The following is a 26,713-nucleotide window of genomic DNA, read 5'->3' as shown; positions in this document are numbered from 1 at the left end:
ATGAACCGCATCTATCGCTCGATCTGGAACGAAGTGAGCCGCGCATTCGTGGCGGTTGCCGAGAACGTGCGCGCGCGCGGCAAGCGGGCGAGCGCTCCGCGACGCGCAGGCGCACCGGCTCCGGCGCGGCGGATCGTGCGCTCCGCGGTGCGGCCGCTCGCGCTCGAGCAGCGGATCATGTACGACGCGGCTGCGGTGGCGACGGCGGTCGATGCGGCGGCGAGCGCAGCCGCTGCCGCCGCGGCGGAGCAGCACGCCGCGCAGGCTCCCCAGCCCGAATCCCACGCGATCGCGCCGCCCGCCGCGGACGCGGACAGCGGCGCCCGCAACGTGCTGTTCGTCGATGCGCGCGTGGAAGATGCGGCCGCGCTCACGCGCGACGCTGCGCCGGGCACCGAGATCGTGTATCTCGACGGCAAAGCGGACGGCCTGCGGCAGATCGCCGATTACCTCGCGGCGCATCCCGGCGCCTCGTCGGCGCAGATCGTCGCGCACGGCAATGCCGGCGACCTGTGGCTGGGCAATACCTATCTGTCCGCCGAGAATCTCCAGCAGCACGCCGCCGAGCTGCAGAAGATCGGCAGCGGTCTCGACCAGGGCGGTGACATCCTGCTGTACGCCTGCAACACCGCGGCAGGCGACCGGGGCATGGCTTTCGTCGATACGCTCGCCGCGTTGACCGCGCGCGACGTCGCGGCCTCGAACGATCGTACCGGCGCCGGCAGCGACTGGACCCTGGAGATCGCGACCGGGCAGATCGAGTCGGCGCCCGTACTGTCGGCGGTGTCCGAGGCGGCGTATGCGCACGACCTGGCGACGATCACCGTCACCAGCAATGCGGACAGCGGCGCGGGCACGCTGCGCAGCGCGATCACCAGCGCCACCAGCGGCGACACGATCACGTTCAATACGGGCATGACCATCTCGCTCACCTCGGGTGAGCTCGCGATCGCCAAGAACCTCACGATCGACGGGGACCTCGACAACAACGGCACTCCGGACGTCACGATCGACGCCGGTTACCTCAGCCGTGTGGTGAATATCACTGCCGGCACCGTCACTTTGGACGGCCTCACCATCCAGCACGGCTTGCTGTCCGGGGCAGGCGCAAACAAAGGCCTGGCGGGCGGGTCGTCGTTCGGCGCCGGGATCAGCAACGCCGGCACGCTGACGCTCCTGGATACGACGGTCGCCAACAACTACGCGACCGGCGGCGGCGGCTCGCTGGCCACCAGCGCCTATGGCGGCGGCGGCGGCGGGGGCGGCGGCGGCGTGGGCAGCATCGGCGGGGCGAGCGGCGGAACGACCGGCTCCGGTTCTCATACCTATACAGGCCAGGCAGGCGGCAGCGGCAGCGGCGGAAACGGGGGGTCATACAACGGCATCACCTTCGCCGGCCGCGGCGGCAGGAGTACCGGCGGCGGCGCGGGCGGCAGCGGCGGCGGTTACGCGAACGGCGGCGCGGGCGGCACCGCGACCGTGGGCGGTACCACGATCGGCGGCGGCGGCGGCGGATCGGGCTGGATATATACCGGCTCCGCGGGCGGCAACGCCGCAGGCGGCATCTACAACGCCGGCACGATGTTCGTGCTCGGCTCCTCGACCATCGCCAACAACGGTGCTGCAGCCGGCGGCGGCGGCGGTGGAACCAACGGCGGCGCCGGGGGCATCGCAGCGGGTGGCATCTGGAATACGGCATCGGGGAAGGTCCACATGACCGCGGCCGCGTATTCCGCCATGACCGGCAACGCGGCAGGAGGCGGCTATGGCGGCTCCGCCCGGGGTGGCGGAGGCGGAACGAACGGCGCAACGGGCGCCGCAAGCGCCAGGATCTACAACAACGGCGGCACGCTCAACACCGCCCTCGTTGCGCCCGCGGACGAGAACTTCACGGCTTATGCCGGCGACGGCGCCACGGTCGCCACGCCGCGCACGCTGGGCGGTTTCGTCTACGAAGGCGACGGCGGCATGAAAAGCTACATCTCCGACAAGGGGGTGTTCGGCCTGACGGTGGGCACCGGCAACCTCATCGTCATGAACCCCGACGACTCGACCACCGGCACGTATATCGAGATCCACTCATCCGCGCCGATCTACAACTTCAAGCTCGTGTCGCTGGCGGTCGAGTCATTTAGCTCCGGATGGTCGGACACCTTCACCATCACCGGCTACGACGGCGGCAGCGGCACCACCGCGGTTGCCAGCGACACGATCAATCTGGCCGCCTCGGACTCGAGCGGGTCGATCACGTACGCGAAAAACGCCGCCGCCGTGGGCGGCGTGCTGACCTTCGATACGAGCTGGCAGAACATCGACACCATCCGTTTCACCAAGAACAGCGGCTCTGGGCCGAAGCTCTCGATCGACAACATCGACATCTCCACGGCGGTCCTGCCGCCTGCCGTCACCAGCGCCACGTATGACGCAAGCACCGGCACGCTGGCGGTCACGGGCAGCGACATGACCAACGGCGGCACCATCAATGTCGGCAAGCTCACGCTGACGGGCCAGGGCGGCAGCACGTACACGCTGACCTCGAGCAACGTCACCACCAGCAGCAGCACCGCATTCTCCGTGACGCTCAACGCGGCCGACCGGCTCGCCGTCAACGGCCTGCTCAACAAGAACGGCGCGTCCTCGGTCGGCGCGACCACTTACAACGTGTCAGCCGCCTCCGGCTGGGACGTGACGGCCAATGCCCCGGCGGATACGACCGGCAACGGCATCACCGTCAGCAACGTGTCGTCGCCCGCCATCACCTCGGCCACGTACGATTCGAGCACGCACGTGCTCGCCGTGACCGGCACGAATCTCGTCGGCACGGTCGGCGCGAACAACGACATCACCGTCTCGAAACTGACGCTCACCGGTGAAGGCGGCATGACTTACACGCTGACTTCCTCGAACGTCGAGGTCACCAGCGCCACGTCGTTCTCCGTGACGCTGAACGCCGCCGACCGCGGGCAGGTCGAGACGATGTTCAACATCAACGGCAGCGAATCGGTCAACGGCACGACGTACAACCTGGCGGCGGCGGACGACTGGAACAGCGTCATCAACAACACCGATACGTCCGACGCCACGAACGGCGTAACGGTGAGCAACGTGCCCGTTCCCGCCATCACGAGCGCGACTTACGACGCCAACACCGGTGCGCTGGTCGTCACCGGCACCGGCTTCCTCCGCATAGCGGGTGACAGCGACATCGTCGCCAACAAGTTCACCTTCACCGGCGAAGGCGGCGCGACCTACACGCTGACCGATACCTCGAACGTCGAGATCACCTCCGGCACCAGCTTCACGCTGACACTGAGCGCCACCGACAAGGCGGGCATCAGCGCGCTCGTCAACAAGAACGGCACCAGCTCGACCGGCGGCACCACGTACAACGTCGCTGCGGCGGAAGATTGGGCGGCGGGGGCCGATGCCGCCGTAGTTGTCGCGGACACCACCGGCAACGGCATCACAGTGAGCAACGTGGCCGTGCCTGCAATCACCAGCGCCACCTACAACGCCAGCACCGGCGCACTGGTCGTCAGCGGCACCGGCTTCCTGTCGGCGAGCGGTGCGACCAATGACATCGTCGCCAACAAGTTCACGCTGACCGGCGAAGGTGGCAGCACCTACACGCTGACGGATACGTCCAACGTCGAGATCACCTCCGGCACCAGCTTCACGCTGAGCCTGAGCGCGACCGACAAGGCCGGCGTCAACGCGATCGTCAACAAGAACGGCACGAGCTCCACCGGCGGCACCACCTACAACGTGGCTGCGGCGGAAGACTGGGCCGCGGGTGCGGACGCCGCCGTGGTCGTCGCGGATACGACGGGCAACGGCGTCACCGTCAGCAACGTTGCGGTACCGACGATCTTCAGCGCTACGTACAACGCGAGCACCGGCGCAGTGGTCGTCACCGGCACCGGCTTCCTGTCGCTGAACGGCGCGACCAACGACATCGTCGCCAACAAGTTCACGCTGACCGGCGAAGGCGGCAGCACCTACACGCTGACGGATACGTCGAACGTCGAGATCACCTCCGGCACCGCCTTCACGCTGAGCCTGAGCGCGACCGACAAGGCGGGCGTCAACGCGCTCGTCAACAAGAACGGCACGAGCTCGACCAGCGGCACCACTTACAACCTGGCTGCAGCAGAGGACTGGGCGGCGGGCGCCGATGCGGCCGTGGTGGTTGCGGACACGACCGGCAACGGCATCACCGTCAGCAACGTTGCGGTGCCGAGCATCACCAGCGCCACCTACAACGCGAACACCGGTGCGCTGGTCGTCGCCGGCACCGGCTTCCTGCGGTTGAACGGTGCCACCAACGACATCGTCGCCAACAAGTTCACGCTGACCGGCGAAGGCGGCAGCACCTACACGCTGACGGATACGTCCAACGTCGAGATCACCTCCGGCACCAGCTTCACGCTGACCCTGAGCGCGACCGACAAGGCGGGCATCAATTCGATCGTCAACAAGAACGGCACGAGCTCCACCGGCGGCACCACCTACAACGTGGCTGCGGCGGAAGACTGGGCGGCCGGCGCCGATGCCGCCGTCGCGGTGGTCGACACCACCGGCAACGGCATCACGGTGAGCAATGTGGCCGTACCGGCGATCACCAGCGCCACCTACGACGCCGTCACGGGCGCGCTGAGCGTCACCGGCACCGGCTTCCTGCGATTGAACGGTGCCACGAACGACATCGTCGCCAACAAGTTCACGCTCACTGGCGAAGGGGGCGCAACCTACACGCTGACCGACACGTCCAACGTCGAGATCACGTCGGGTGGCAGCTTCACGCTCGTGTTGAGCGCGACCGACAAGGCCGGCATCAACGCGATCGTCAACAAGAACGGCACGAGCTCGACCGGCGGCACGACGTACAACGTAGCCGCAGCCGAAGACTGGGCCGCGGGCGCCGATGCGGCTGTGGTCGTCGCGGACACCACAGGCAACGGCATCACCGTCAGCAATGTCGCGGTGCCCGCGATCACCAGCGCAGCTTACGACGCCAATGCCGGCGCGCTGATCGTCACCGGTACCGGCTTCCTCTCGTTGAGCGGCGCGACCAACGATGTCGTCGCCAACAAGTTCACGCTGACCGGAGAGGGCGGTGTCACGTACACGCTGACGGACACGTCGAACGTCGAGATCACGTCGGGGACGAGCTTCACGCTCACGCTGAGCGCCACGGATAAGGCGGGCATCAACCAGATCGTCAACAAGAACGGCACGAGCTCGACCGGCGGCACCACGTATAACCTGGCCGCCGCCGAAGACTGGGCGGCCGGCGCGAACGCTGCGGTGATCGTCGCCGACACGACCGGCAACGGCATCACGGTGAGCAACGTGGCCGTGCCTGCGATCACCAGCGCCACCTACGATGTCGTCACGGGAGCGCTGACCGTCACGGGGACCGGTTTCCTGTCGTCGAGCGGCGCGACCAACGATGTCGTCGCGAACAAGTTCACGCTCACCGGCGAAGGCGGCGCGACGTATACGCTGACCGACACGGCCAACATCGAGATCACCTCCGGCACGAGCTTCACGCTGACGCTGAGCGGGACCGACAAGGCCGGCGTCAGCGCGATCGTCAACAAGAACGGCACGAGCTCCACCGGCGGCACCACTTACAACGTGGCCGCTGCGGAAGATTGGGCCGCCGGCGCCGATGCGGCGGTGATCGTCGCGGACACCACCGGCAACGGCATCACCGTGAGCAACGTGGCCGTGCCCGCGATCACCAGCGCCACCTACGACGCGAACACGGGTGCGCTGGCGGTCACCGGTACTGGCTTCCTGCGATTGAACGGTGCGACGAACGACATCGTCGCGAACAAGTTCACCCTCACCGGCGAAGGCGGCGCGACGTATACGCTGACCGACACCGCCAACGTCGAGATCACGTCGGGCACGAGCTTTACGCTGACGCTGAGCGCGACCGACAAGGCCGGCATCGACGGAATCGTCAACAAGAACGGCACGAGCTCCACCGGCGGCACGACCTACAACCTGGCCGCCGGCGAGGACTGGGCTGCCGGCGCCGACGCCGCCGTGGTCGTCGCGGACACCACCGGCAACGGCATCACCGTCAGCAATGTCGCCGTGCCGGCGATCACCAGCGCCACCTACGACGCCAACACGGGCGCTCTGGTCGTCACCGGCACCGGCTTCCTGTCGTTGAGCGGTGCGACCAACGACATCGTCGCCAACAAGTTCACCCTGACGGGCGAGGGCGGCGCGACCTATACGCTGACCGATACCGCCAACGTGGAGCTCACCTCCGGCACTGCGTTCACGCTGACGTTGAGTGCCGCGGACAAAGCGGGCGTCAACGCGTTCGTCAACAAGAACGGCACCAGCTCGACGAGCGGCACGACTTACAACGTGGCGGCTGCCGAAGACTGGGCGGCCGGCGCCAATGCCGCCGTCGTGGTGGCCGACACCACCGGCAACGGCATCACCGTCAGCAATGTCGCGGTGCCCGCCATTACCAATGCGACGTACGACGCCAACACAGGCGCGCTGGCCGTCACAGGCACCGGCTTCCTCGCACTGAACGGAGCGACGAACGACATCGTCGCCAACAAAGTCACCCTTACCGGCGAGGGCGGGGCGACGTATACGCTGACCGACACCGCCAACGTCGAGATCACCTCGGGCACGAGCTTCACGCTGAACCTGAGCGCGACCGACCAGGCCGGCATTCGCGCGATCGTCAACAAGAACGGCACGAGCTCCACCAGCGGCACGACCTACAACCTGGCGGCTGCCGAAGACTGGGCGGCCGGCGCCGACGCCGCGGTGGTCGTCGCGGATACGACCGGCAACGGCATCACCGTCAGCAACGTTGCGGTGCCGAGCATCACCAGCGCCACTTACGACGCCAACACCGGTGCGTTGCTCGTCACCGGCACCGGCTTCCTTTCGCTGAACGGCGCCACCAACGACGTCGTCGCCAACAAGTTCACGCTCACCGGCGAAGGCGGCGCGACCTATACGCTCACCGATACCGCCGACGTCGAGATCACCTCGGGCACGAGCTTCACGCTGAACCTGAGCGCGACCGACCAGGCCGGCATTCACGCGATCGTCAACAAGAACGGCACGAGCTCCACCGGCGGTACCACGTACAACCTCGCCGCCGCAGAAGACTGGGCAGCCGGCGCCGACGCCGCGGTGGTCGTCGCGGATACGACCGGCAACGGCATCACCGTCAGCAATGTCGCGGTGCCAGGCATCACGAGCGCGACCTACGACTCCGGCACCGGCGCGCTGACCGTCACCGGCACCGGCTTCCTGTCGCTGAACGGCGCCACCAACGACGTCGTCGCCAACAAGTTCACCCTCACCGGCGAGGGCGGCGCCACGTATACGCTCACCGATACCGCCAACGTGGAGATCACTTCCGGCACCCGCTTCACACTGATCCTGAGCGCGACCGACAAGGCCGGCATCGACGCGCTCGTCAACAAGAACGGCATCAGTTCGACCGGAGGCACCACTTACAACCTGTCCGCCGCCGAGGACTGGGCGGCCGGCGCCGATGCGGCCGTCGTCGTGGCCGACACGACCGGCAACGGCATCACGGTGAGCAACGTCGCGGTGCCGAGCATCACCAGCGCTGCTTACGACGCGAACACCGGCGCGGTGGTCGTCACCGGCACAGGCTTCCTCTCGCTCAGCGGTGCGACCAACGACATCGTCGCGAGCAAGTTCACCCTCACCGGCGAAGGCGGCGCGACGTATACGCTCACCGACACCGCCGACGTCGAGATCACCTCGGGCACGAGCTTTACGCTGGCCCTGAGCGCGGCCGACCGCGCCGCGATCAACACGATCGTCAACAGGAACGGCGCGAGCTCCACCGGCGGCACGACCTACAACCTCGCTGCAGCCGAAGACTGGGCGGCCGGCGCCGATGCCGCCGTGGTCGTCGCGGATACGAGCGGCAACGGCGTCACCGCGAGCAACGTCGCGGTGCCGACGCTCGCGAGCGCCACGTACGACGCGGTCACCGGCGCGGTGGTCGTCACCGGCGCAGGCTTCCTCTCGCTCAGCGGCGCGACCAACGACATCGTCGCCAACCGATTCACCTTCACGGGCGAAGGCGGCGCCACCTATACGCTCACCGACACGGCGAACGTCGAGATCACGTCGGGCACGAGCTTTACGCTGACGTTGAGCGCGACGGACCGCGCATCGGTGAACCAGATCGTCAACAAGGGCGGCACGAGCTCGACCGGCGGCACGACCTACAACCTCGCTGCAGCCGAGGATTGGGCTGCCGGCGCCGATGCCGCGGTCGTGGTGGCGGATACCACCGGCAACGGTGTCACCGCGAACAACGTAAACCTGCCGCCGACGATCGACGCCAACGGCGCGACCGGCGGGACCGACAACGCCACGACGTTCGTCGAGGACGGCGGCGCAGTGCGCATCGCGACCAGCGATGCGACGTTGACCGACGACGGCAACATTGCGGGCATGACCGTCGTTCTCGGCGCCACGCCCGACGGCGCCTCGGAGAGCATCGCCTACAGCGACGCCCTGAACGGCGGTGCGTCGCTCGCCTCGCTCGGGCTGACGGGGAGCTACGACAGCGCCACCCGCACCTACACGCTGAGCGGTACGGCCAGTCCCGGCGTGTATCAAGGCGTGCTGCGATCGATGGTGTATCTCGACACCAGCCAGGCGCCCGTTACGACGCCTCGCACGGTCGCGATCACCGTGACGGACGCCGGCGGCATCACCGACCAGGCGACCTCGACCGTCAACGTCACCGCGGTGAACGATGCGCCGACGGCGACGAATCTCACGCAGACGGTGACGTATGCCGAAGATCCGGTCGGCAGCGTCGCGCTCGGTGACATCGTCGCGAGCGACGTCGACGCGGGCGAGACGATCACCGCCACGCTGACATTGAGCAATCCGGCCGCAGGAAGCCTGAGCACCGGCACGTTCGGTGCGGCGACGTCCGCCTACGACGCCGGGACCGGAGTATGGACGGTGACGGGCTCGACGAGCGACGTCAACGCGGCGCTTGCAGCGGTGTCTTTCACGCCGGCCACGAACCTGGACCAGGACGTCACGATCGCGACGCGCATCCGCGACGCGGCGAACAGCGGTCCGGCCGACGGTGTCATCACCCTCGACGTCACGGCGGTGAACGACGCACCGACGGCGACGAACCTCACGCAGACGGTGACGTATACCGAAGACGCGGCGAGCGTCGCGCTCGGCGACATCGTGGTGAGCGACGTCGATACCGGAGAGACGATCACTGCGACGCTGACGCTGAGCAGCCCAACCGCGGGAACGTTGAGCACCGGCACGTTCGGTTCGGCGACGTCCGTCTACGACGCCGGGACCGCGGTATGGACGGTGACGGGTTCGGTGAGCGACGTCAACGCGGCGCTGGCTGCGGTGAGCTTTACTCCGACGGCGAATGGAGACCAGGACGTCACGATCGCGACGCGCATCCGCGACGCGGCGAACAGCGGTCCGGCCGACGGTGTCATCGCGCTCGACGTCACGCCGGTGAACGACGCGCCGTCCGCGACGAACCTCACGCAGACGGCGACCTATACCGAGGACGCGGGCAGCGTCGCGCTCGGCGACATCGTCGTGAGCGATGTCGACACCGGCGACACGATCACCGCGACGCTGACCCTGAGCAGCGCGGCTGCGGGGGCGCTCACCACGGGCACCTTCGGCGCTGCCACGTCGACCTACGACGCGGGAACCGGCGTGTGGAGCGTCTCGGGCTCGACGACCGATGTGAACGCCGCGCTCGCCGCGGTGGCCTTCACGCCGGCGGCGAACTGGGCGCAGAACGTCACCGTCACGACGCGCGTTCGCGATGCGTCCGGCGCAGGGCCTGCCGACGGCGCGATCGCGCTGGACGTCACGGCGGTGAACGACGCACCGGCGGCGACGAACCTCACGCAGACGGTGACGTATACCGAAGACGCGGCGAGCGTCGCGCTGGGCGACATCGTCGTGGGCGACGTCGATGCCGGCGAGACGATCACCGCGGCGCTCGCGCTGAGCAAGCCTGTGGCCGGCGCGCTGAGCACCGGTACTTTCGGTGCGGCCGCTTCGGGCTACGACGCGGCCACCGGCCTGTGGACGGTGAGCGGCTCGGTCGCGGACGTGAACGCAGCGCTGGCCGCGGTCGCTTTCGTTCCGGCGGCGAACCTGGATCGGAACGTCACGATCGCGACGCGCATCCGCGATGCGGCGGGCACCGGCCCAGCCGACGGCACGATCGCGCTGAACGTGACGGCGATGAACGACGCGCCGACGCTCGCCAACGCGACCGCCGACCAGAGGGCCGCCGAAGACGCAGCCTTCGGTTTCACCGTGCCTGCGAACACGTTCGCGGACGTGGACACGGGCGAGGTCCTCACCTGGACGGCTGCGCTCGCCGACGGGTCGCCGTTACCCGCGTGGCTTGCCTTCGACGGCGCGACGGGCACTTTCTCGGGCACGCCCGCCAACGGCGATGTCGGCCGCTACTCGGTCAGAGTGACGGTGACCGACACGGGCGGCGCACAGGCGAGCACGACCTTCGACGTGACGGTCGCCAACACCAACGACGCGCCGACGGGTGAAGTGACGATCGCGGGCGAGACGCTGGTGGGCAACACGCTCACGGCGAGCCACACCCTCGCCGACGACGACGGCCTCGGCGCGGTGTCGTTCCAGTGGCAGTCGACGCTCGGCAGCAGTTGGACGAACATCGCCGGCGCCACGGCGTCGACGCTGCTGGTCGACCAGACGCTGATCGGCAAGACGCTGCGCGTCGTCGCGTCGTACACCGATGCGCGCGGCACCGCTGAAAGCGTGGCGAGTGCGCCCACCGGCGCCACGCTCTTCGTGCCGCCGCCGGTGCTGCCGGTGGAAACGCCGCCGCCGCCCGCACCGCCGGCCGCTCCGCCGCCGGTGCCTGAGCCGCCGCCCGTGACCGCGCCGGCCCCGACCGCCTTCCTCCCGCGCACGGCGGAGGTCGGCCTGCCGACGTTCGGGCTCGAGACCGCGCTGATACACACCGAGACGCCCCCGCCGCCTGCGCCCGACGCATTTCGCGTGGCGACGGTGACTCCGGGCAGCGCGCAGGGCGAAGGACTCGTGGTGGCGCGCGGTATGCCGGATGTGGATATCACCGCGCGCGGAGAGAGCACCTTCCGCGTTCCCGCGGACGCCTTCGCGAGCACGAATCCGAACGCAGCCGTACAACTCAGCGCGACGCTCGCCGACGGCCGGCCGCTGCCGGCGTGGATCGTGTTCGATCCGGCGACGGGCACCTTCAAGGTGACGCCGCCGGCGGGGATGGACCAGGTGCTGAACGTGCGCGTGGTCGCTCGCGACAGCGAAGGACACGAAGCGGTGCTGCGCTTCAAGGTCGACGTGGACGAGCGGCAGGGCCCGCAACAGCAGCGCGGCCCGCAATCGGGCCTCGAAGGTCGCAAGGGCTTCACCGAGCAGTTGCAGATGGCCGCGCGCCCTCTCGGGCTCTCGGAGCGGCTGATGGCGCTCTCGCGCGCCGCACAGGCCGCGCAGCGTAACGACGCATGAGCGAGGGGCAGGGCGCCGCAGCGGCGACCACGGTCGTGCCGCCCGTCCCTACGCCGTTCGTCGTCCTTCTCGAGCTCGCCAAGCGTGCGCGCGCCGCGGGCAGCACCGAAGAGCTCGCGTTCCTCGCGGTCAACGACACGCGCCTGCTCGTTCCCTATCGCCAGGCGGCGCTCTGGATGGACGGCGGCGGGGTCAAGGCGCTTTCCGGCGTCGTGCAGCCGGAGAGCAACGCGCCGTACGCCCAGTGGCTGAACAAGGTCTGCAAGGCCTTGTCCGCGCGCGCCGCCGGCGAAGCGCATCGCGTGGGCGCCGCCGACCTGCCGGACGAGCTCGCCGCCGAATGGAAGGAATGGCTGCCGGGCGAAGCCGTCTGGGTGCCGCTGCCGGCGAGCGAAAAACATCCGGCGTCGCGCGCGGGCGGTCTGCTGCTCGCAGGCGACGCGCGCTTCGGCCGTGAAGCGCTCGCGCTGCTCGACGAATGGATGCATGCCTGGCGGCACGCATGGCTCGCGCTGTGCAAGCCGAGGGCCTGGTTTGCAGGGCGGCGCGACGCGCAGCGCAGATGGTGGCGGCGCCGCGCGGTCTACGCGGCGCTCGTCGCGCTCGCGCTCCTCGCCGTGCCCGTGCATCTCACGGTGCTCGCTTCGGGCGAGCTCGTGCCCGCCCATCCCGCGGTGATCCGTGCGCCGCTCGACGGCGTGATCGGCGAGTTCCACGTGCGGCCGAACGACACGGTGAAGACCGGACAGCCGCTCTTCAGCTTCGACACCGCGCCGATCGCGAGCCGTCTCGACGTCGTGCGTCAGGAGCTCGCGACCGCGCAGACCGAGTATCGACAGGCCGAGCAGCTCGCGCTCACCGACGGACGCGCGAAGCGCCAGCTTGCGACGCTCGTCGGCAGGATCGCGGAAAAGCGCGCGGAGGCCGACTTCGCGGCGGGCCAGCTCAAGCGCACGCAGGTCGTCGCGCCGCAGGACGGGGTCGTGATCTTCGACGATCCCACCGAATGGGTGGGCCGCCCGGTGCGCACCGGCGAGCGGATCATGCGCGTCGCGTATCCGCACGACGTCGAGATCGAGGCGTGGATCCCGGTCGGCGACGCGATTCCGGTCGCCGCCGGCGCCGAAGTGAATCTCTATCTCGCCGCGAGCCCGTTCTCGCCGGTCACCGGAAAGCTGCGCTACCTGAGCTACGACGCGACCCCGCGGCCGGACGGCACGTATGCGTACCGGCTGCGCGCCGCGCTCGACGACGCGACGCAGCGCCGCGTCGGCCTGAAAGGCACCGCGCGGCTGAGCGGCGAGCGCGTGCCGCTGATCTACTGGATCCTGCGGCGGCCCCTGGCCAGCATCCGGCAGTTCCTCGCCTGGTGATCGCCGCCGCCCTGCTGCCCGCGCTGCGCGAGGAGCTCGACCTCATGCCCGGCCCTCGCCAGGCCGACGGTCAGCCGACCTGGACGCTGCACGATCCGGTGCGCAACGCGTTCTTCCAGCTCGACTGGGCGAGCTTCGAAATCCTGCAGCGCTGGTCGCTCCAGGATCCGGCGGCGATCGCCGCGGACGTCGCGGCGGAAACCACGCTCGCGGTCGGCGCCGAAGACGTACAGGCATTCGCCGGATTCCTTCAGCAGAACCAGTTGCTCGAAGTGCCGCCCGGCACGGCGGCGCATCTGGCGCAACGCGTGGCCGTGAGCCGCGGGGGCTATCTCACGTGGCTGCTGCACAACTATCTGTTCTTCCGGATTCCGCTCGCGCGGCCCGACGCGTTTCTCGCCCGCTGGGCGCCGCGGCTCGGCTTCCTCTTCAGCAGGCGCTTCCTACAGCTCACCGTGCTCGCCGGCGTGCTGGGGATCGCGGGCGTGTACCGCTCGCTGGAGCAGTTCTCGACGACCCTCGTCGATCTGCTGAGCTGGCAGGGGGCCGTCGCGTACGGCGCGACGCTGATCGCAGTCAAGACGCTGCACGAGCTCGGGCACGGCTTTACCGCGAAGCGCTACGGTTGCCGCGTGCCGACGATGGGCGTCGCTTTCCTCGTGATGTGGCCGGTCGCGTACACCGACACGAACGACGTGTGGAAGCTCACGCGCCGCAGCCAGCGCCTCGAGGTCGCCGCGGCCGGCATCCTCACCGAGCTCGGGATCGCGGTGTGGGCGACGTTCGCGTGGGTCTGGCTGCCCGACGGCCTGCCGCGCACCATCGCCTTCCTGCTCTCGACGACGACGTGGGTGTCCACGGTGCTCATCAACGCGAGTCCGTTCATGCGCTTCGACGGATACTTCCTGCTCGCCGACGCGCTGCAGGTCCCGAACCTGCACGCCCGCGCGTTCGCGCTCGCGCGATGGCATCTGCGCGAGGCGCTCTTCGGCCTCGGCGAGCCGCCGCCCGAGCACTTTGCTCGCCGCAAGGCCGCGGGACTCATCCTGTTCGCGTGGGTGACGTGGATCTACCGGCTCGTGCTCTTCCTGGGCATCGCGGTGCTGGTCTATCACTTCTTCATCAAGGCGGTGGGCATCGTGCTCTTCGCCGTGGAGATCGCCTGGTTCATCGTGCTTCCGGTCTGGCGCGAGCTGAAAGCGTGGGCCGGACGTTGGACGCGGCTTCGCGGCAATTCGCGCACGCGACGCACCGTCCTCATCGGCGCGCTTGCGGTCGGCGCGTTCATCGTGCCCTGGCCGGCGCGGGTGAGCACTTCGGGACTGCTGGAGCCGGCGGATCAGTGGGCGATCTACGCGCCGCCGCACGCGCGTGTGCGCGCGCTGCCCTATGCGGACGGTGCGACCGTACCGGAGGGCGCCGTGGTGATCGCGCTCGATTCACCCGCGCTGCGCACGCGCACCGAGCAGAACGACGCGCGGCGCAGCCGCCTCGCCTGGGAGTCGGCATCGGCCGGGTTCGACGCGGAGACGCGCAAGGACTGGCGCGTGCTCCACGAAGAGCTCACGACTGCGCGCGCGGAAAAGGCGACCATCGCCGCGGACGCCGCGCGTTACCGACCGCGGGCGCCGTTCGCCGGCGTGCTGCGCGACCTCGAGCCCGATTTGCGGCCCGGAGACTGGGTGGGCGAAGGCGAGATGCTGGGGCGGCTCGTGCGCGAGGGCCCGATGCACGTGGTGACGTACGTGGAAGAGCGCGACATCCACCGCATCAAGGCGGGCGACCACGCGCTCTTCTCGGCCGAGGGGCTCGACGGTCCGGTGCTCGAGCTGGAAGTGGCCGAGATCGAGAAAGACGCCGCGCGCACGCTCGACGAACCCGAGCTCGCCACCCTCTTCGGCGGGCACGTGCTGGTGCGCGAGAAGGCCGGCGTGCTCTATCCGGAACGGGCGGTGTACCGCGTCGTGCTCACGGCGGCGCCGGGCGCGTTGCGGGAACAGCACCGCTGGCGCGGCCACGTGACGATCGCGGGCCGATGGGAAGCGCCCTTTGAGCGTTTCGTGCGATCGGGGTTGAGCGTGCTGTGGCGCGAGCTCGGGTTCTGAGGCCGGGTCAAATGGATCCCGGCTATCCCGGATCGCGTGCGCTGCCGCGACGCGTCCGGGATGACGCGACGCTACGTCGCGTCAGCTGTTCTGCAGCGGCAGCTTCGCTTCCTTCACGAGCCGCTTCCACTTCGCGATCTCGCTCTTGATGTGCGCGTTGAACTGCTCGGGCGTGGTGGCCACGGGCGTCGAGCCGTCGTGCGCGAGACGCTGCGCGACCTCGGGCTGCTTGAGCGCTTCGGCGATGCCCTGGTAGAGCTTGCGGATGATGGGCTGCGGAACCTTGGACGAAGCGATCACGCCGTACCACTGGTCGACCTCGTAGCCCTTGAGGCCCGATTCGGCGATCGTCGGCAGGTCGATCGAAGGCGAGCGTTTGCCCGCGGTGATCGCGATGCCGCGCAATTTGCCCTGGTCCATCATCGAGCGCGTGCCGATGAGCGAGCCGAAGCCGAGCTGCACTTCGCCGGCGAGCATCGCGGGGATGACCGCGGCGGTGCCTTTGTACGGCACGTGCGTGATCTTCACGCCGGCCATGTGGTTGAAGAGCTCGCCCGAGAAATGCTGGAGCGTGTAGTTGCCCGACGAGCCGAAGTTGAGCTTGCCCGGGTTCGCCTTGGCGTACGCGATCAGGTCCTTGACGCTCTTCACCGGCACCGACGGGTGCGTGTACATCACGTAGAACAGCGACGTGGCCTGCGAGATGCCCTGCAGATCGCGCTCCATGTTGTACGGCAGGCCCGGATTGGTCGCGGCGCCGACCGAATTGGACGCGGAGATGAGACCGATCGTGTAGCCGTCCGGCACCGCCTTGGCGACGGTGTCGACGCCGATCGCGCCGCCCGCGCCGGTGCGGTTGTCGACGACGAACTGCTGGCCGAACTTGTCGCCGAGCTTCTGCGCGATGGTGCGCGCGGTCATGTCGGTGCCTGCGCCGGGGGCGAAGGGAACGATGAAGCGGACGGGCTTGGTGGGATAGTTGGGGGCGGCGTCGCTGGCGGCGCCGGCGGTTGCTGAGAACGCGGCGGCAAAGCTCGCCGCGATGAGCTTGATTTTGTGTGTCATGAATTTCCTCACTCGGGGGGCAGAAGTATACTGCACGCCCCTATGAACGCACCGGACCGCCCTCTCGCCGACATCGCGCGCTACGTTCACAGCCACGAAGTCGCAGAAGATTCGATCGCCGCAGCGCGCCTGTGTCTCGCCGACGCGCTCGCGTGCGCGCTCGAAGCGCTCGACCAGCCGGACTGCACCAGGCTCCTCGGTCCTCTCGTGCCCGGCACCGTCGTGCCGAACGGCTCGCGCGTGCCGGGCACCTCGTACGTGCTCGAGCCCGACAAGGCCGCTTTCGATCTGGCGGCCACGATCCGCTGGCTCGATTACAACGATGCGACTTCGGGCGCGCTGACGACCCATCCCTCCGATACCGTCGGCGCCATTCTCACGCTCGCAGACCACCTGTCACGCTCGCGTCGGCCGGCCTCGACGATGCGCGATGTCTTCGATGCGATGGTGCGTGCGTACGAGATCCAGGGCACGCTCGGCCTCCTCAACGATTTCCGCAAGCACGGCATCGATCAGCCGCTGCTCGCGCGCGTGGCGACCGCGGCGGTGTGCACGCGCCTGCTCGGCGGCAGCGAGCGCCAGATCCTCAACGCGACGTCCAACGCGTTCATCGAGACCACGCTGTCGGTCGTGCGCAACGCGCCCAACATCGGCACGCGCAAGAACTGGGCGACCGCGGCGGCGATCGCGGACTCGGTGCGCATGGCGTACCTCGCGATGAAGGGCGAGGACGGCTATCCGTGGGTGCTCTCCGCGCCCGAGCTCGGCTTTCATGCCGCGCGCTTCGGCGGCGAAGAACTTCAGTTGCCGGCGCTCGGCGACGACGTGATACGCCGCGTGATGTTCAAGCTCGTGCCGGCCGGCATGCACGGGCAGACCGCGGCGGAGTGCGCGTTCCGGCTGCACCCGCAGGTGGACGGCCGGCTCGACGCCATCGAGCGCATCACGCTGCGCTGCCATCGCACGCTGATGCGCATCATGGACAAGCGCGGCGAGCTGCGTAACGCCGCCGACCGCGATCACTGCGTGCAGTACATCGTCGCGGTCGGGCTCATCTTTGGTGCGATCGGTCCGAACGATTTCTCGGACGCGTTCGCCGCCGATCCGCGCATCGACGCGCTGCGCGCGAAGATGGAGCTCGCAGAGGACGAACGCTACACGCGCGACTTCTCCGATCCCGCCAAGCGCTCGAGCGCGAACTCGGTCGAAGTGCAATTCCGCGACGGCACGAGCAGCGGCCGGATCGAGGTCGAGTATCCCGCAGGGCATCCGCGGCGGCGCGCCGAAGCGCTGCCGCTGCTCGAAGCGAAGCTCGACGCGGCGCTCGCGCGGCGTTACACGCCGGCGCGTTGCGAGCAGATCGCGGCAGTCTTCGCCGATCCCGAAAAGCTCGATCGGACGGCGGTGCACCAATTCGTCGATCTCCTTGCGCCGTGAATCGTCCGATCGCAAGTCTCGTAACACCCTGTTACACACGCTAGCGATTCGTTGCGACTTCGCGCGCGCGATTGCGTTCTAATCATCAACAACGCAATTCGTTCGGGAGAGTCGCCATGAAACGCATCCTTGCAGCCGCCATTGCCGCCACGTTCGCCGCCGCGACGCCGGTGTGGGCGGGGCACGACCACGATTTCGACAAGCGCTACTGGAAAGAGCAGAAGCATCGCGAGAAGGAATGGCGCAAGGCCCAGAAGCACGCCTGGAAGCACGGCCACCGCGAGGTGATCGTCCAGCGTGCGGGTCCCGTGGTCGTCGAGCGCCACGTGACGTACGTGCAGCCGCAACCGGTGTATTACGCGCCTCCGGTCGTGTCGGCCCCGGCAGCGATCAACATCCACATTCCGCTGCGTTAGTCTCGCGGGTACAGCGCCTGCTGGGGTACATGATTCGTTGCCCGAGAGAGGTGCCCCATGCAAGGTAGCCAGAATTCCGGCGAGGACTTCGCCCGCCTGCGCGAGCTGATCGAGGACATCCGCATCGCGATGATGACCACGCAGGACGCCGACGGCACGCTGCGCAGCCGTCCGATCCAGACCCTGCGTTGCGCCGACGACGGCATGCTGTGGTTCTTCACCTCCGCCTCGTCGCCGAAGGTCGCCGAAGCGCAGGCCGGCGGGTGGCAGGTGAACCTGAGCTACGCCAATCCCGGCAAGCAGGACTACGTTTCGATCTCGGGTCGGGCGTCGCTGTCCCGCGACAGAGCGCTCATGGAAGCGCTGTGGAACAACTGGGTCGAGGTGTTCTTCCCCAAAGGGCTCGACGACCCGGACCTCGCGCTGCTGCGCGTCGACATCGAGAAAGCCGAGTACTGGGATTCGCCGGGGACCGCCGTGGGTCGCGCGTACGCGATCGCCAAGGCGCGCCTGACCGGCGACAAGGACGCCATCGGCGACAACGTGAAGATCGATACCTGACGCGCGGCCGCGCTTACAAGTCGTTACAAACGCTCGCGTTTTGCCGCGGCTGCGGGCATGACGCTCGCCTCTTTTCCGTCATGGAGCTCAAGACTGACGGGAGAGTTGTCATGAAACGGTTCATCACAGGCATTTTTGCAGCAACGCTGCTTGCCACGTCGCCTGCATGGGCGCACGGCGGCGGCCGCGGCCACGGCGACCACGACGAGCGGCACGGCGGCAAGCACCTCAAGCACAAGCACAAGCACCGCCATCACCACCACGACGACGTCGTCGTGATACAGGAGCGGCAGTTCGTCGAGCCTCGCGTCGTCGAGCGTGTGACGGTGCTCGAGCCGCAGCCGGTGGTCGTGCAGGACCCGTCGGTGAATATCGTAATTCCTTTGCGATAGCACCGCGTTATCATGAGCCCTCCTTGGAGGAGGAGGCTCATGAGAAAAACTGTCGGCGCGCTCACCTGCGCGCTGCTGGCGCTGCCGATCGCAGCGCCGGCGCAACAGCAGAGACCCGTACGAGTGCTCGTCGCGTCCGCGCCGGCAGGGCCGTCGGACGTGCAGGCGCGCCTGCTCGTGCCGAAGATGAGCGAGACGCTGTCCCAGACGCTCATCGTCGACAACCGTCCGAGCAGCAACGGCGTTGTCGCGAGCGAGCTCTGCGCTCAAGCCGCGGCCGACGGCTATACGATCTGTGTCGGCAACAGCGGCACTCACGCGGTCAACGCCACGCTCTACAAGCAGCTTCCCTACGACGTCATCCGCGACTTCGCGCCGATCAGCGAATCCGCGACGACCGGCATGGTCGTAGCCGCCAATGCGAAGGCGCTTCCCGGCAGCGGCTTGCAGGACCTCGCCGCCTACGCGAAGAAGAACCCGGGCAGGATCAATATCGCGATCGCCGGCGCGACCGGCCAGCTCGCGGGCGACGCGCTGTGGGCGCGCCTCGGCGTCGAGATGAACAACGTGCACTACAAAGGCAGCGCGCCGTCCGAGCTGTCGGTCGTCGCGGGCGAGTCGCACATCTCGCTGCTGACGCCGCTCGCATCGATGACCCACATCAACGCGGGCCGCATGAAGGCTTACGGCATCACGAGCGCGCAGCGCCATCCGCTGCTGCCCAATGTTCCCACCGTCGCCGAGCAGGGCGTGCCCGGCTATGATTTCCAGTACTGGAACGGTTTCTTCGCGCCGAAGAAGGTTCCGGAGCGCGTGTTGAGGCGTCTGCACCAGGCGGTGCTGTCCGCGCTCCAGACGCCCGAAGTCAGGGAGCGTTTCGCACAGCTCGGCCTCGTCACCGTGGGCAACACGCCCGAGGAATTCTCGCGAGTCGTCAAGACCGATGTAGAGAAGTTCAGGAAGGTCATACTGGAGTCGGGAATACCGAGGCTCTGACGTCACCTCATCACTTCATCACCTTTCAAAGGGGGCAACCGTGGCAAAAGCCTACTGGATCTGTTTCTACCGCTCGATCTCCAACCCCGATGCGCTCGCGGCGTACGCGAAGCTCGCCGGACCCGCGATCCAGGCCGCGGGCGGCAAGTTCCTCGCGCGCGGCGGCGTCGCCAAGACGTACGAAGCGGGACTGAACCAGCGCACGGTGATGATCGAGTTTCCGAGCGTAGACGCCGCGATCAAGGCGCACGACAGCCCCGGCTACCAGGAAGCGTTGCGCGCTTTCAACAACGGCGCCGAGCGCGACATGCGCATCGTTGAAGGGATCGAGTGATGGCCAGCCCCAAGAACGCCAGGACCGGCCGGCCGCACCTCAAGCGCGACGAGCAGCAGTGGTTCTTCGACTGGATGGTGAAGGAGACCGGCAAGGTCTTCCACTTCCAGCCCGACGGCCGCGGCCGCCTGCCGCGCACGGTGCGCAGCCACGAGATGATCTCCAAGCACGTCGGACGCGACGCGGCGAAGATGGAGCGCCTCGCACAGACCGAGGCCGAAGCGGGCCATCGCGAGACCGCGATGGAGCTCTACTACCAGGCCGCGCTCGGCTACGCCGACGCGCAGCACGTGGTGTTCGAGACCGGCGACGAGAAGCGCTTCCTGCACGGCGGCGTCATCCGCTGCTTCGACAAGGTGCGCGAGTGCGCGCCCTACCGCATCGAGCATGTCGACGTGCCGTGGAAGGACACGGTCGTCTCGGGGAACCTCCACTTAGCAAAGGGCGACGGCCCGAAGCCGCTCGTGTTCTACATCCCCGGCTGCGACCAGACCAAGGAAGCGTGGCCGAACCCGTACTACAACCAGGCGCTCCAGCGCGGCATGCACGCGTTCTCGTTCGACGGCCCGGGCCAGGGCGAGAGCAACCTGCGCGGCATCCGTCTCACCGCGGACAACTACGAGGACGCGGTGACGGCGGTCGTCGACTACCTCCTCACGCGCAAGGAAGTCGATCCGAAGAAGCTCGGCCTCTACGGCCTGTCGTTCGGCTCGCACTGGGCGGTGCGCACCGCGGCGAAGGAGCATCGCTTCGCGGCGATCGCGGCGCCGTGGGCCTCGTTCGTCGACAAGTACTACATCACGACCGAGGAATCGCCGCGCTACAAGCAGCTCTTCGCGTATCTCACTCAGTCGTCCAGCGAAGAAGAGCTCGACCGCGTGCTCGCGGCGATGAGCGTCGAAGACCTGATGGAGAAGATCGTCGCGCCGACGCTGCTCGTGGCGGGCGAGTACGATCCGCGCGCGCCGATCGCCGAGGTGTACCGCCTGTTCGACAAGATGAAGGCGCCGGCGGAGCTGTGGCTGCTGCCCGACCAGTTCCACAACGGCTCGGTCACCCAGAAAGCGCGCAGCTCGGTGTGGGAGGCCGACATCCACGCCTTCGTCTGCGACTGGCTGCGCGACCGCTTCGAAGGCAAGCCGGTGAAGCATCCGGGCAAGACGCTGTGGCTGGAGCCGACGGGGAACGGACCCAACGCTTCGCAGGTCAGCTATAAGCGCCGCTGGTTCGATTAACGCCGTAGGGTGCGTGCTAACGCACCGCTGAGGGCGCGGTGCGCTTGCGCGCACCCTACGAGCAGACGGAGGGGAGGATCGAATGGAAATCCAATCGACGTTGAAAGTCATCGACGCCGCCGACGTCGCCGCCGGCAAAGGCGTGATTCCCGAGCAGCGCTTCAAGCGCCTGGTCGGTTGTCCAGAGGTGCCGACCGACCGGCTGCGCATCGGCGTCGCGAGCTATCTGCCCGGCGCGATCGAGGCGCTGCACTGGCACCCGATCGAAGCGTTCTACTTCGTGCTGTCGGGTCACGCGACGGTGCGCGATTATGAAGGCAAGGAGTACGAGGTGCACGCCGGCTGCGCGATCTACGCGCCGCCGGGCATCGCGGGCGCGCACGAGTGGGAGGTGAAGGAAGGACTCACCCTGCTCGCGGTGCGCGGCACGCCGGAATCGGATCGCAAGCTCCAGTTCACCGTCGACAAGGAAACCAAGCGCTCTTACATCGACCTCGACGATCTCGTTAAGCGCGGCGGCGTCAGCTTCAAGTCGCACTACTGAGCGGAGGGTCATGTTGTCCGCCAAAACCCTACGGTCGGCTCGAATTCGTTTGACATCGCATTAGCGCAAGCAGAGACTTTTTTGCGTAGGCGACCTGCGTAGCACGCAAGGTAGCCCGGCGCGCAGATCGCCTCCCAGGAATCCACAACGAATGGAGGCCGTCATGCAAAGCGCTTCCAGGTGGTTGGCGATGGCGTTCCTGCCATTGCTGCTCTCGATTCCCCGTATGGCCGCAGCCAACGGCGAGCTCGAAAAGCTCATCTCCGATCCGAAGAACTGGGCGATGCAGGCTGGTGACATGTACAACCAGCGCTACAGCAAGCTCGGCCAGATCAACAGGCAGAACGTCGGCAGGATGCAGGTCGCGTGGATGTTCTCCACCGGCGTGCTGCGCGGTCACGAAGGCTCGCCGCTCGTCGTGAACGGCATGATGTACGTCCATACGCCGTTCCCCAACAAGATCTTCGCGATCGACCTCGACACGCGCAAGATCGTCTGGCGCTACGAGCCCAGGCAGGACACCGCGGTGATCCCGCAGATGTGCTGCGACACCGTGTATCGCGGGCTCGCCTACGCCGAGAACAAGATCTTCCTCCAGCAGGCCGACAGCACGCTCGTCGCGCTCGACGCGAAGAGCGGCAACGTCCTCTGGTCGGTGAAGAACGGCGACCCGAAAGTCGGCGCGGTGAACACCAACGCGCCGCACGTCTTCAAGGACAAGGTGATCACCGGCATCTCCGGCGGCGAGTGGGGCGTGCGCGGCTTCGTCGCGGCGTACGACATCAACACCGGCAACCAGGTGTGGAAGGCGTACAGCACCGGGCCCGACGCCGAGATGCTGATCGACCCGCAGAAGACGATGACCTGGACCGACGGCACGCTGCAGCCGGTCGGCGAGAACTCGTCGCTGTCGACGTGGCAGGGCGACCAGTGGAAGAACGGCGGCGGCACGACGTGGGGCTGGTACAGCTACGACAAGGCGCTGAACCTCATGTACTACGGCACCGGCAACCCGTCGACGTGGAACCCGGCGCAGCGCCCGGGCGACAACCGCTGGTCGATGACGATCATGGCGCGCGACGTCGACACCGGCATGGCGAAGTGGGTCTACCAGATGACGCCGTACGACGAGTGGGATTTCGACGGCGTCAACGAGATGATCCTCGCCGACCTCAACGTCAAGGGCAAGCCGACCAGGGCGCTGGTTCACTTCGACCGCAACGGCTTCGGCTACACGCTCGACCGCGCCACCGGCGCGCTGCTCGTCGCCGCCAAGTTCGATCCGAAAGTGAACTGGGCGACCCACGTTGACATGAAGACCGGCCGCCCGCAGGTGGTGAAGGCGTACTCGACCGCGCAGAACGGGCCCGAGGTCAACACCAAGGGGATCTGTCCCGCCGCGCTCGGCTCGAAGGACCAGCAGCCCGCCGCGTACAACCCGAAGAACCGGCTGTTCTACGTGCCGACGAATCATGTCTGCATGGATTACGAGCCGTTCAAGGTCGATTACGTCGCGGGCCAGCCGTACGTCGGCGCAACGCTCTCGATGTATCCCACGCCCGGCAGCCACGGCGGCATGGGCAACTTCATCGTGTGGGACGCGAGCCAGGGCCGCATCGTGCAGAGCAAGGCCGAGAAGTTCTCGGTGTGGAGCGGCGCGCTGGTCACCGCGGGCGGGCTCGCGTGCTACGGGACGCTCGAGGGCTATCTGAAGTGCGTCGACGCGAACAACATCAACAAGGAGCTCTTCAGGTTCAAGACGCCGTCGGGGATCATCGGCAACGTCTTCACCTACCAGCACAAGGGCAAGCAGTACATCGGCGTGTACTCGGGTATCGGCGGCTGGGCAGGCATCGGCATGGCGGCGGGGCTCGAGAAGGACACCGACGGGCTCGGCGCGGTCGGCGGCTACAAGGAGCTGCGCGATTACACCGACCTCGGCGGATCGCTGACGGTCTTCGCGCTGCCCGACCAGGTCGTCGCGACCAAATGATCCACCGGGCGCTCGCGCCCGCGCTGTTCGCAGGGTGCGTGTCCGCCGCGGTGCAGGCTGCCGCGGCGGACGGGGCTGACGACAAGCCGTACATCGTCGTCGACGGCTTCAAGGTCGACGCGAAGACGATGAACGGCTTTCGCGCATGGCGCGCGGCCGCGTGCGACCGCTGTCACGGCGCGAACCAGCAGGGACTCGTCGGTCCGTCGCTGCTGGTGAGCATGAAGACGCTCAGCAAGCAGGAGTTCGTCAAGGTCGTCACCGAAGGCCGGCTGGAGAAGGGCATGCCGAGCTTCACGACGAGCAGGATGGTGATGGACAACACGGACGGCCTGTACGCCTACCTCAAGGGCCGCGCCGAAGGCGCGATCACGCAGGCCCGCGTCCAGGAGATGCCGCAGTGAGGCGGGCGCTGCTCGCTCCCGTGCTGCTGGCCGGCGCGACGCTGTGCCAGGGCGCGGAGATGCCGGCCGCATTCCGGCCGTGCATCGATCCGTCCAACCTCCCGTTCTCGAATACGCGCGGGGAAGGGCTCGAGAACCGCATCGCCGAGCTCTTCGCGGCGAGGCTCGGCCTGCCGGTGAAAAGCTACGCGTTTCCCCAGCGCATGAACTTCATCCGCAACACGCTGCGCTATCGCCTGCCCGGCGAGGACTACCGCTGCGACGTCGTGATGGGCATCCCCGCCGGCTACGAGCAGGCGTCCGCGACCGCGCCGTACTACCGCTCGACGTACATGCTGGTCTATCCCAAGGGCAACGGGCTCGATGGGGTGAAACGCGGCGCGGATCTCCTCGCGTTGCCGGCCGAAGCGGCGCGGAAGCTCACCATCGGCGTCTACGACCGGTCGCCCGGCGCGACGTGGCTCGCCAGGCACGGTTGGGAAGCGCAGGCGAAGATCTATCCGATCCTGTCGCCCGATCCCGAGCAGTATCCGGGTGAGATCGTCGAGAAGGACCTCGTCCTCGGGGCCATCGACGCGGCGATCGTCTGGGGTCCCATCGCGGGTTACTTCGCGAAGCGCGTGCGCGGCGCCGACCTCAAGCTCGTCGCGCTCGAGTCCGAGCCCGGCGTCCGGTTCGACTACGCGATCGCGATGGGGGTGCGCTACGGCGAGCCCGAGTGGAAGCGCATCCTCGAGAAGCTCATCGCGGACAACCGCGCGGACATCGCGAAGATCCTGCGCGAGTACAACGTGCCGCTCGTCGACGAGCGCGGCGAGCTGCTGCCGTGAGACCGTTCTTCGCCATCGCGTGCCTCGCGTGGCCAGCGCTCGCGGGCGCGAACGACTTCCCGACGCAGGCACGCGTCGAGTTCGTGCTCGAGTGCATGCGCACGAGCAAGGCGCTCCCGCAGGAAGCGCTCTACAAGTGCTCGTGCACTATCGATGCCATCGCGTCCAAGGTCGATTACGCGCGCTGGGTCGATCTGTGGACGGTTACGAACGCGGCGACCATCGCCGGCGAGCGTGGCGGAGCGCTGCGCGACATGAAGGACGGGCGCAAGCGCATCGCGACGTTCCGCGAGCTGCAGGCCGACGCGAAGAAGCGCTGTTTTCTGGAGGACTGACTCGACACGAGGCTTCACTCACCGAAGGAGGGCATCATGGCGCTGGCGATACATCCGGCAGTCGACCAGGGGCTGGAGCCCGCCGCCGCGAACTTCGCGGGCGGGACGCTCTATTGCAGGTGCGGCGACGGTAAAGTGGCGGTGCGGGTCAACGCACAGGTTGCGCACAATCACGTGTGCGGCTGTACCAGGTGCTGGAAACCCGCAGGCGCGCTCTTTGCCCAGGTGGCCGTGATCCCGCGTGACAAGCTCGAAGTGACCGAGAATGCGGGTAAGCTCGAGATCGTCGATCCGCAGGCGACGATCCAGCGCTACGCGTGCAGGGACTGCGGTGTGCACATGTACGGCCGGATCGAGAACCAGGGACATCCTTTTTACGGCCTCGACTTCGTGCACACCGAGCTTTCGGCCGAGCCGGGCTTCGCACCGCCGGAGTTTGCCGCGTTCGTGTCGTCGATCATCGAGTCGGGGGCGGATCCGGCGAACATGGGCGCGGTGCGCGCGCGGCTGAAGGCGCTCGGGTTGGAGCCGTACGATTGCCTGTCGCCGCCGCTGATGGACGCGATCGCAACGCACACCGCAAAGAAAGCGAAAGAGAAAGGTGCAGCAGCTTGAGCCTGGAAACCGTTTCGGAAAATCGTTGTTTCGGCGGTACGCAGGGCGTTTACCGCCATCGTTCGGAAGAAACGCGCTGCGATATGCGCGTCGCGGTGTTCCTCCCGCCGCTGGCGCGCTTCCAGCGCGTGCCGGTGCTCTACTGGCTCTCGGGCCTCACGTGCACCGAGGAAAACTTCACCGTGAAAGCCGGTGCGCAGCGCGTCGCGGCGGAGCTCGGCGTCGCGCTGGTGGTGCCGGATACGAGCCCGCGAGGGCTCGGTATTCCCGGCGAGGCGGACAGCTACGACTTCGGCCTCGGCGCGGGCTTCTACGTCGACGCTACCCAAGCGCCGTGGTCGGCGGGCTATCGCATGTACTCGTACGTGACGCTCGAGCTGCCGAGCTTGATGGCCGATGCGTTCCCGATCGAGACCGAGCGCGCCGCGATCTTCGGGCACTCGATGGGCGGCCATGGCGCGCTCACGATCGCGCTGAAGCACCCTGATGCATACC

At 67.8% G+C, this 26,713-nt stretch carries 18 protein-coding genes; 17 read left to right on the top strand and 1 reads right to left on the bottom strand.

Translation table 11 applies throughout. The features are described 5' to 3' along the window. From VHP37_25360 to VHP37_25350, 3 genes are read left to right on the top strand one after another with little or no spacing between them, the layout of a single operon-like run. Nucleotides 1–11,583: a DUF4347 domain-containing protein gene (locus tag VHP37_25360; protein ID HEX2829699.1), complete on the top strand. Its 11,583-nt coding sequence runs from the start codon at nt 1–3 to the stop codon at nt 11,581–11,583. After that, complete coding sequence (locus VHP37_25355; protein HEX2829698.1) at nt 11,580–12,956, top strand: HlyD family efflux transporter periplasmic adaptor subunit; 1,377 nt, start codon at nt 11,580–11,582, stop codon at nt 12,954–12,956. Before VHP37_25360 ends, VHP37_25355 begins: the two co-directional genes overlap by 4 nt. Further along, nucleotides 12,953–15,061, top strand: a complete 2,109-nt coding sequence (locus VHP37_25350) for a site-2 protease family protein (protein HEX2829697.1) — start codon at nt 12,953–12,955, stop codon at nt 15,059–15,061. The genes VHP37_25355 and VHP37_25350 overlap by 4 nt, the downstream gene beginning before the upstream one ends. Before the next feature lie 81 nt (nt 15,062–15,142). Here VHP37_25350 and VHP37_25345 read toward each other — a convergent pair whose 3' ends face one another. Continuing rightward, nucleotides 15,143–16,126 (bottom strand): tripartite tricarboxylate transporter substrate binding protein, encoded by a 984-nt coding sequence (locus VHP37_25345; protein HEX2829696.1) that lies wholly within the window; start codon nt 16,124–16,126, stop codon nt 15,143–15,145. A gap of 42 nt (nt 16,127–16,168) precedes the next feature. Between VHP37_25345 and prpD the strand changes: the two genes are divergently transcribed. From prpD to VHP37_25275, 14 genes are all read left to right on the top strand, one after another. Further along, nucleotides 16,169–17,563, top strand: coding sequence for a 2-methylcitrate dehydratase (prpD, locus tag VHP37_25340; GenBank protein HEX2829695.1), 1,395 nt, complete (start codon nt 16,169–16,171; stop codon nt 17,561–17,563). 116 nt (nt 17,564–17,679) lie between these two features. Next, nucleotides 17,680–17,979, top strand: coding sequence for a hypothetical protein (locus tag VHP37_25335; GenBank protein HEX2829694.1), 300 nt, complete (start codon nt 17,680–17,682; stop codon nt 17,977–17,979). Nucleotides 17,980–18,036: 57 nt separating this feature from the next. Next, nucleotides 18,037–18,540 carry a pyridoxamine 5'-phosphate oxidase family protein gene (locus tag VHP37_25330; protein HEX2829693.1) on the top strand — a complete coding sequence of 168 codons (504 nt, stop codon included), beginning with the start codon at nt 18,037–18,039 and terminating at the stop codon, nt 18,538–18,540. A gap of 110 nt (nt 18,541–18,650) precedes the next feature. Then, a complete protein-coding gene (locus tag VHP37_25325; protein ID HEX2829692.1) occupies nt 18,651–18,932 on the top strand; it encodes a hypothetical protein in 282 nt (93 codons plus the stop codon). 39 nt (nt 18,933–18,971) lie between these two features. Continuing rightward, on the top strand, nt 18,972–19,928 hold the full coding sequence (locus VHP37_25320; protein HEX2829691.1) for a tripartite tricarboxylate transporter substrate binding protein: 957 nt from the start codon (nt 18,972–18,974) through the stop codon (nt 19,926–19,928). Between the two features lie 40 nt (nt 19,929–19,968). Beyond that, the gene (locus VHP37_25315) at nt 19,969–20,262 is read left to right on the top strand and encodes a DUF1330 domain-containing protein (GenBank protein ID HEX2829690.1); all 294 of its coding nucleotides are present in this window, start codon (nt 19,969–19,971) and stop codon (nt 20,260–20,262) included. Continuing rightward, nucleotides 20,262–21,497, top strand: a complete 1,236-nt coding sequence (locus VHP37_25310; protein HEX2829689.1) for a prolyl oligopeptidase family serine peptidase — start codon at nt 20,262–20,264, stop codon at nt 21,495–21,497. Before VHP37_25315 ends, VHP37_25310 begins: the two co-directional genes overlap by 1 nt. Before the next feature lie 82 nt (nt 21,498–21,579). Then, the gene (locus tag VHP37_25305) at nt 21,580–22,041 is read left to right on the top strand and encodes a cupin domain-containing protein (protein ID HEX2829688.1); all 462 of its coding nucleotides are present in this window, start codon (nt 21,580–21,582) and stop codon (nt 22,039–22,041) included. A 190-nt stretch (nt 22,042–22,231) separates the two neighbouring features. Further along, nucleotides 22,232–24,034 carry a methanol/ethanol family PQQ-dependent dehydrogenase gene (locus tag VHP37_25300; GenBank protein ID HEX2829687.1) on the top strand — a complete coding sequence of 601 codons (1,803 nt, stop codon included), beginning with the start codon at nt 22,232–22,234 and terminating at the stop codon, nt 24,032–24,034. Next, nucleotides 24,031–24,438: a cytochrome c gene (locus VHP37_25295; protein ID HEX2829686.1), complete on the top strand. Its 408-nt coding sequence runs from the start codon at nt 24,031–24,033 to the stop codon at nt 24,436–24,438. Before VHP37_25300 ends, VHP37_25295 begins: the two co-directional genes overlap by 4 nt. Next, nucleotides 24,435–25,268, top strand: coding sequence for a quinoprotein dehydrogenase-associated putative ABC transporter substrate-binding protein (locus VHP37_25290; GenBank protein ID HEX2829685.1), 834 nt, complete (start codon nt 24,435–24,437; stop codon nt 25,266–25,268). Before VHP37_25295 ends, VHP37_25290 begins: the two co-directional genes overlap by 4 nt. Further along, a complete protein-coding gene (locus tag VHP37_25285; GenBank protein ID HEX2829684.1) occupies nt 25,265–25,603 on the top strand; it encodes a hypothetical protein in 339 nt (112 codons plus the stop codon). Before VHP37_25290 ends, VHP37_25285 begins: the two co-directional genes overlap by 4 nt. A gap of 36 nt (nt 25,604–25,639) precedes the next feature. Further along, nucleotides 25,640–26,218 (top strand): S-(hydroxymethyl)glutathione synthase, encoded by a 579-nt coding sequence (gene gfa / locus VHP37_25280; GenBank protein ID HEX2829683.1) that lies wholly within the window; start codon nt 25,640–25,642, stop codon nt 26,216–26,218. Beyond that, on the top strand, nt 26,215–26,713 hold a 499-nt coding region (locus VHP37_25275; GenBank protein HEX2829682.1), incomplete at its 3' end, for an alpha/beta hydrolase-fold protein. The genes gfa and VHP37_25275, both read left to right, overlap by 4 nt.

The sequence above is a fragment of the Burkholderiales bacterium genome, from assembly GCA_036262035.1.
GTDB lineage: Bacteria > Pseudomonadota > Gammaproteobacteria > Burkholderiales > SG8-41 > JAQGMV01.
This window is presented reverse-complemented; position numbering and strand designations above follow the sequence as displayed.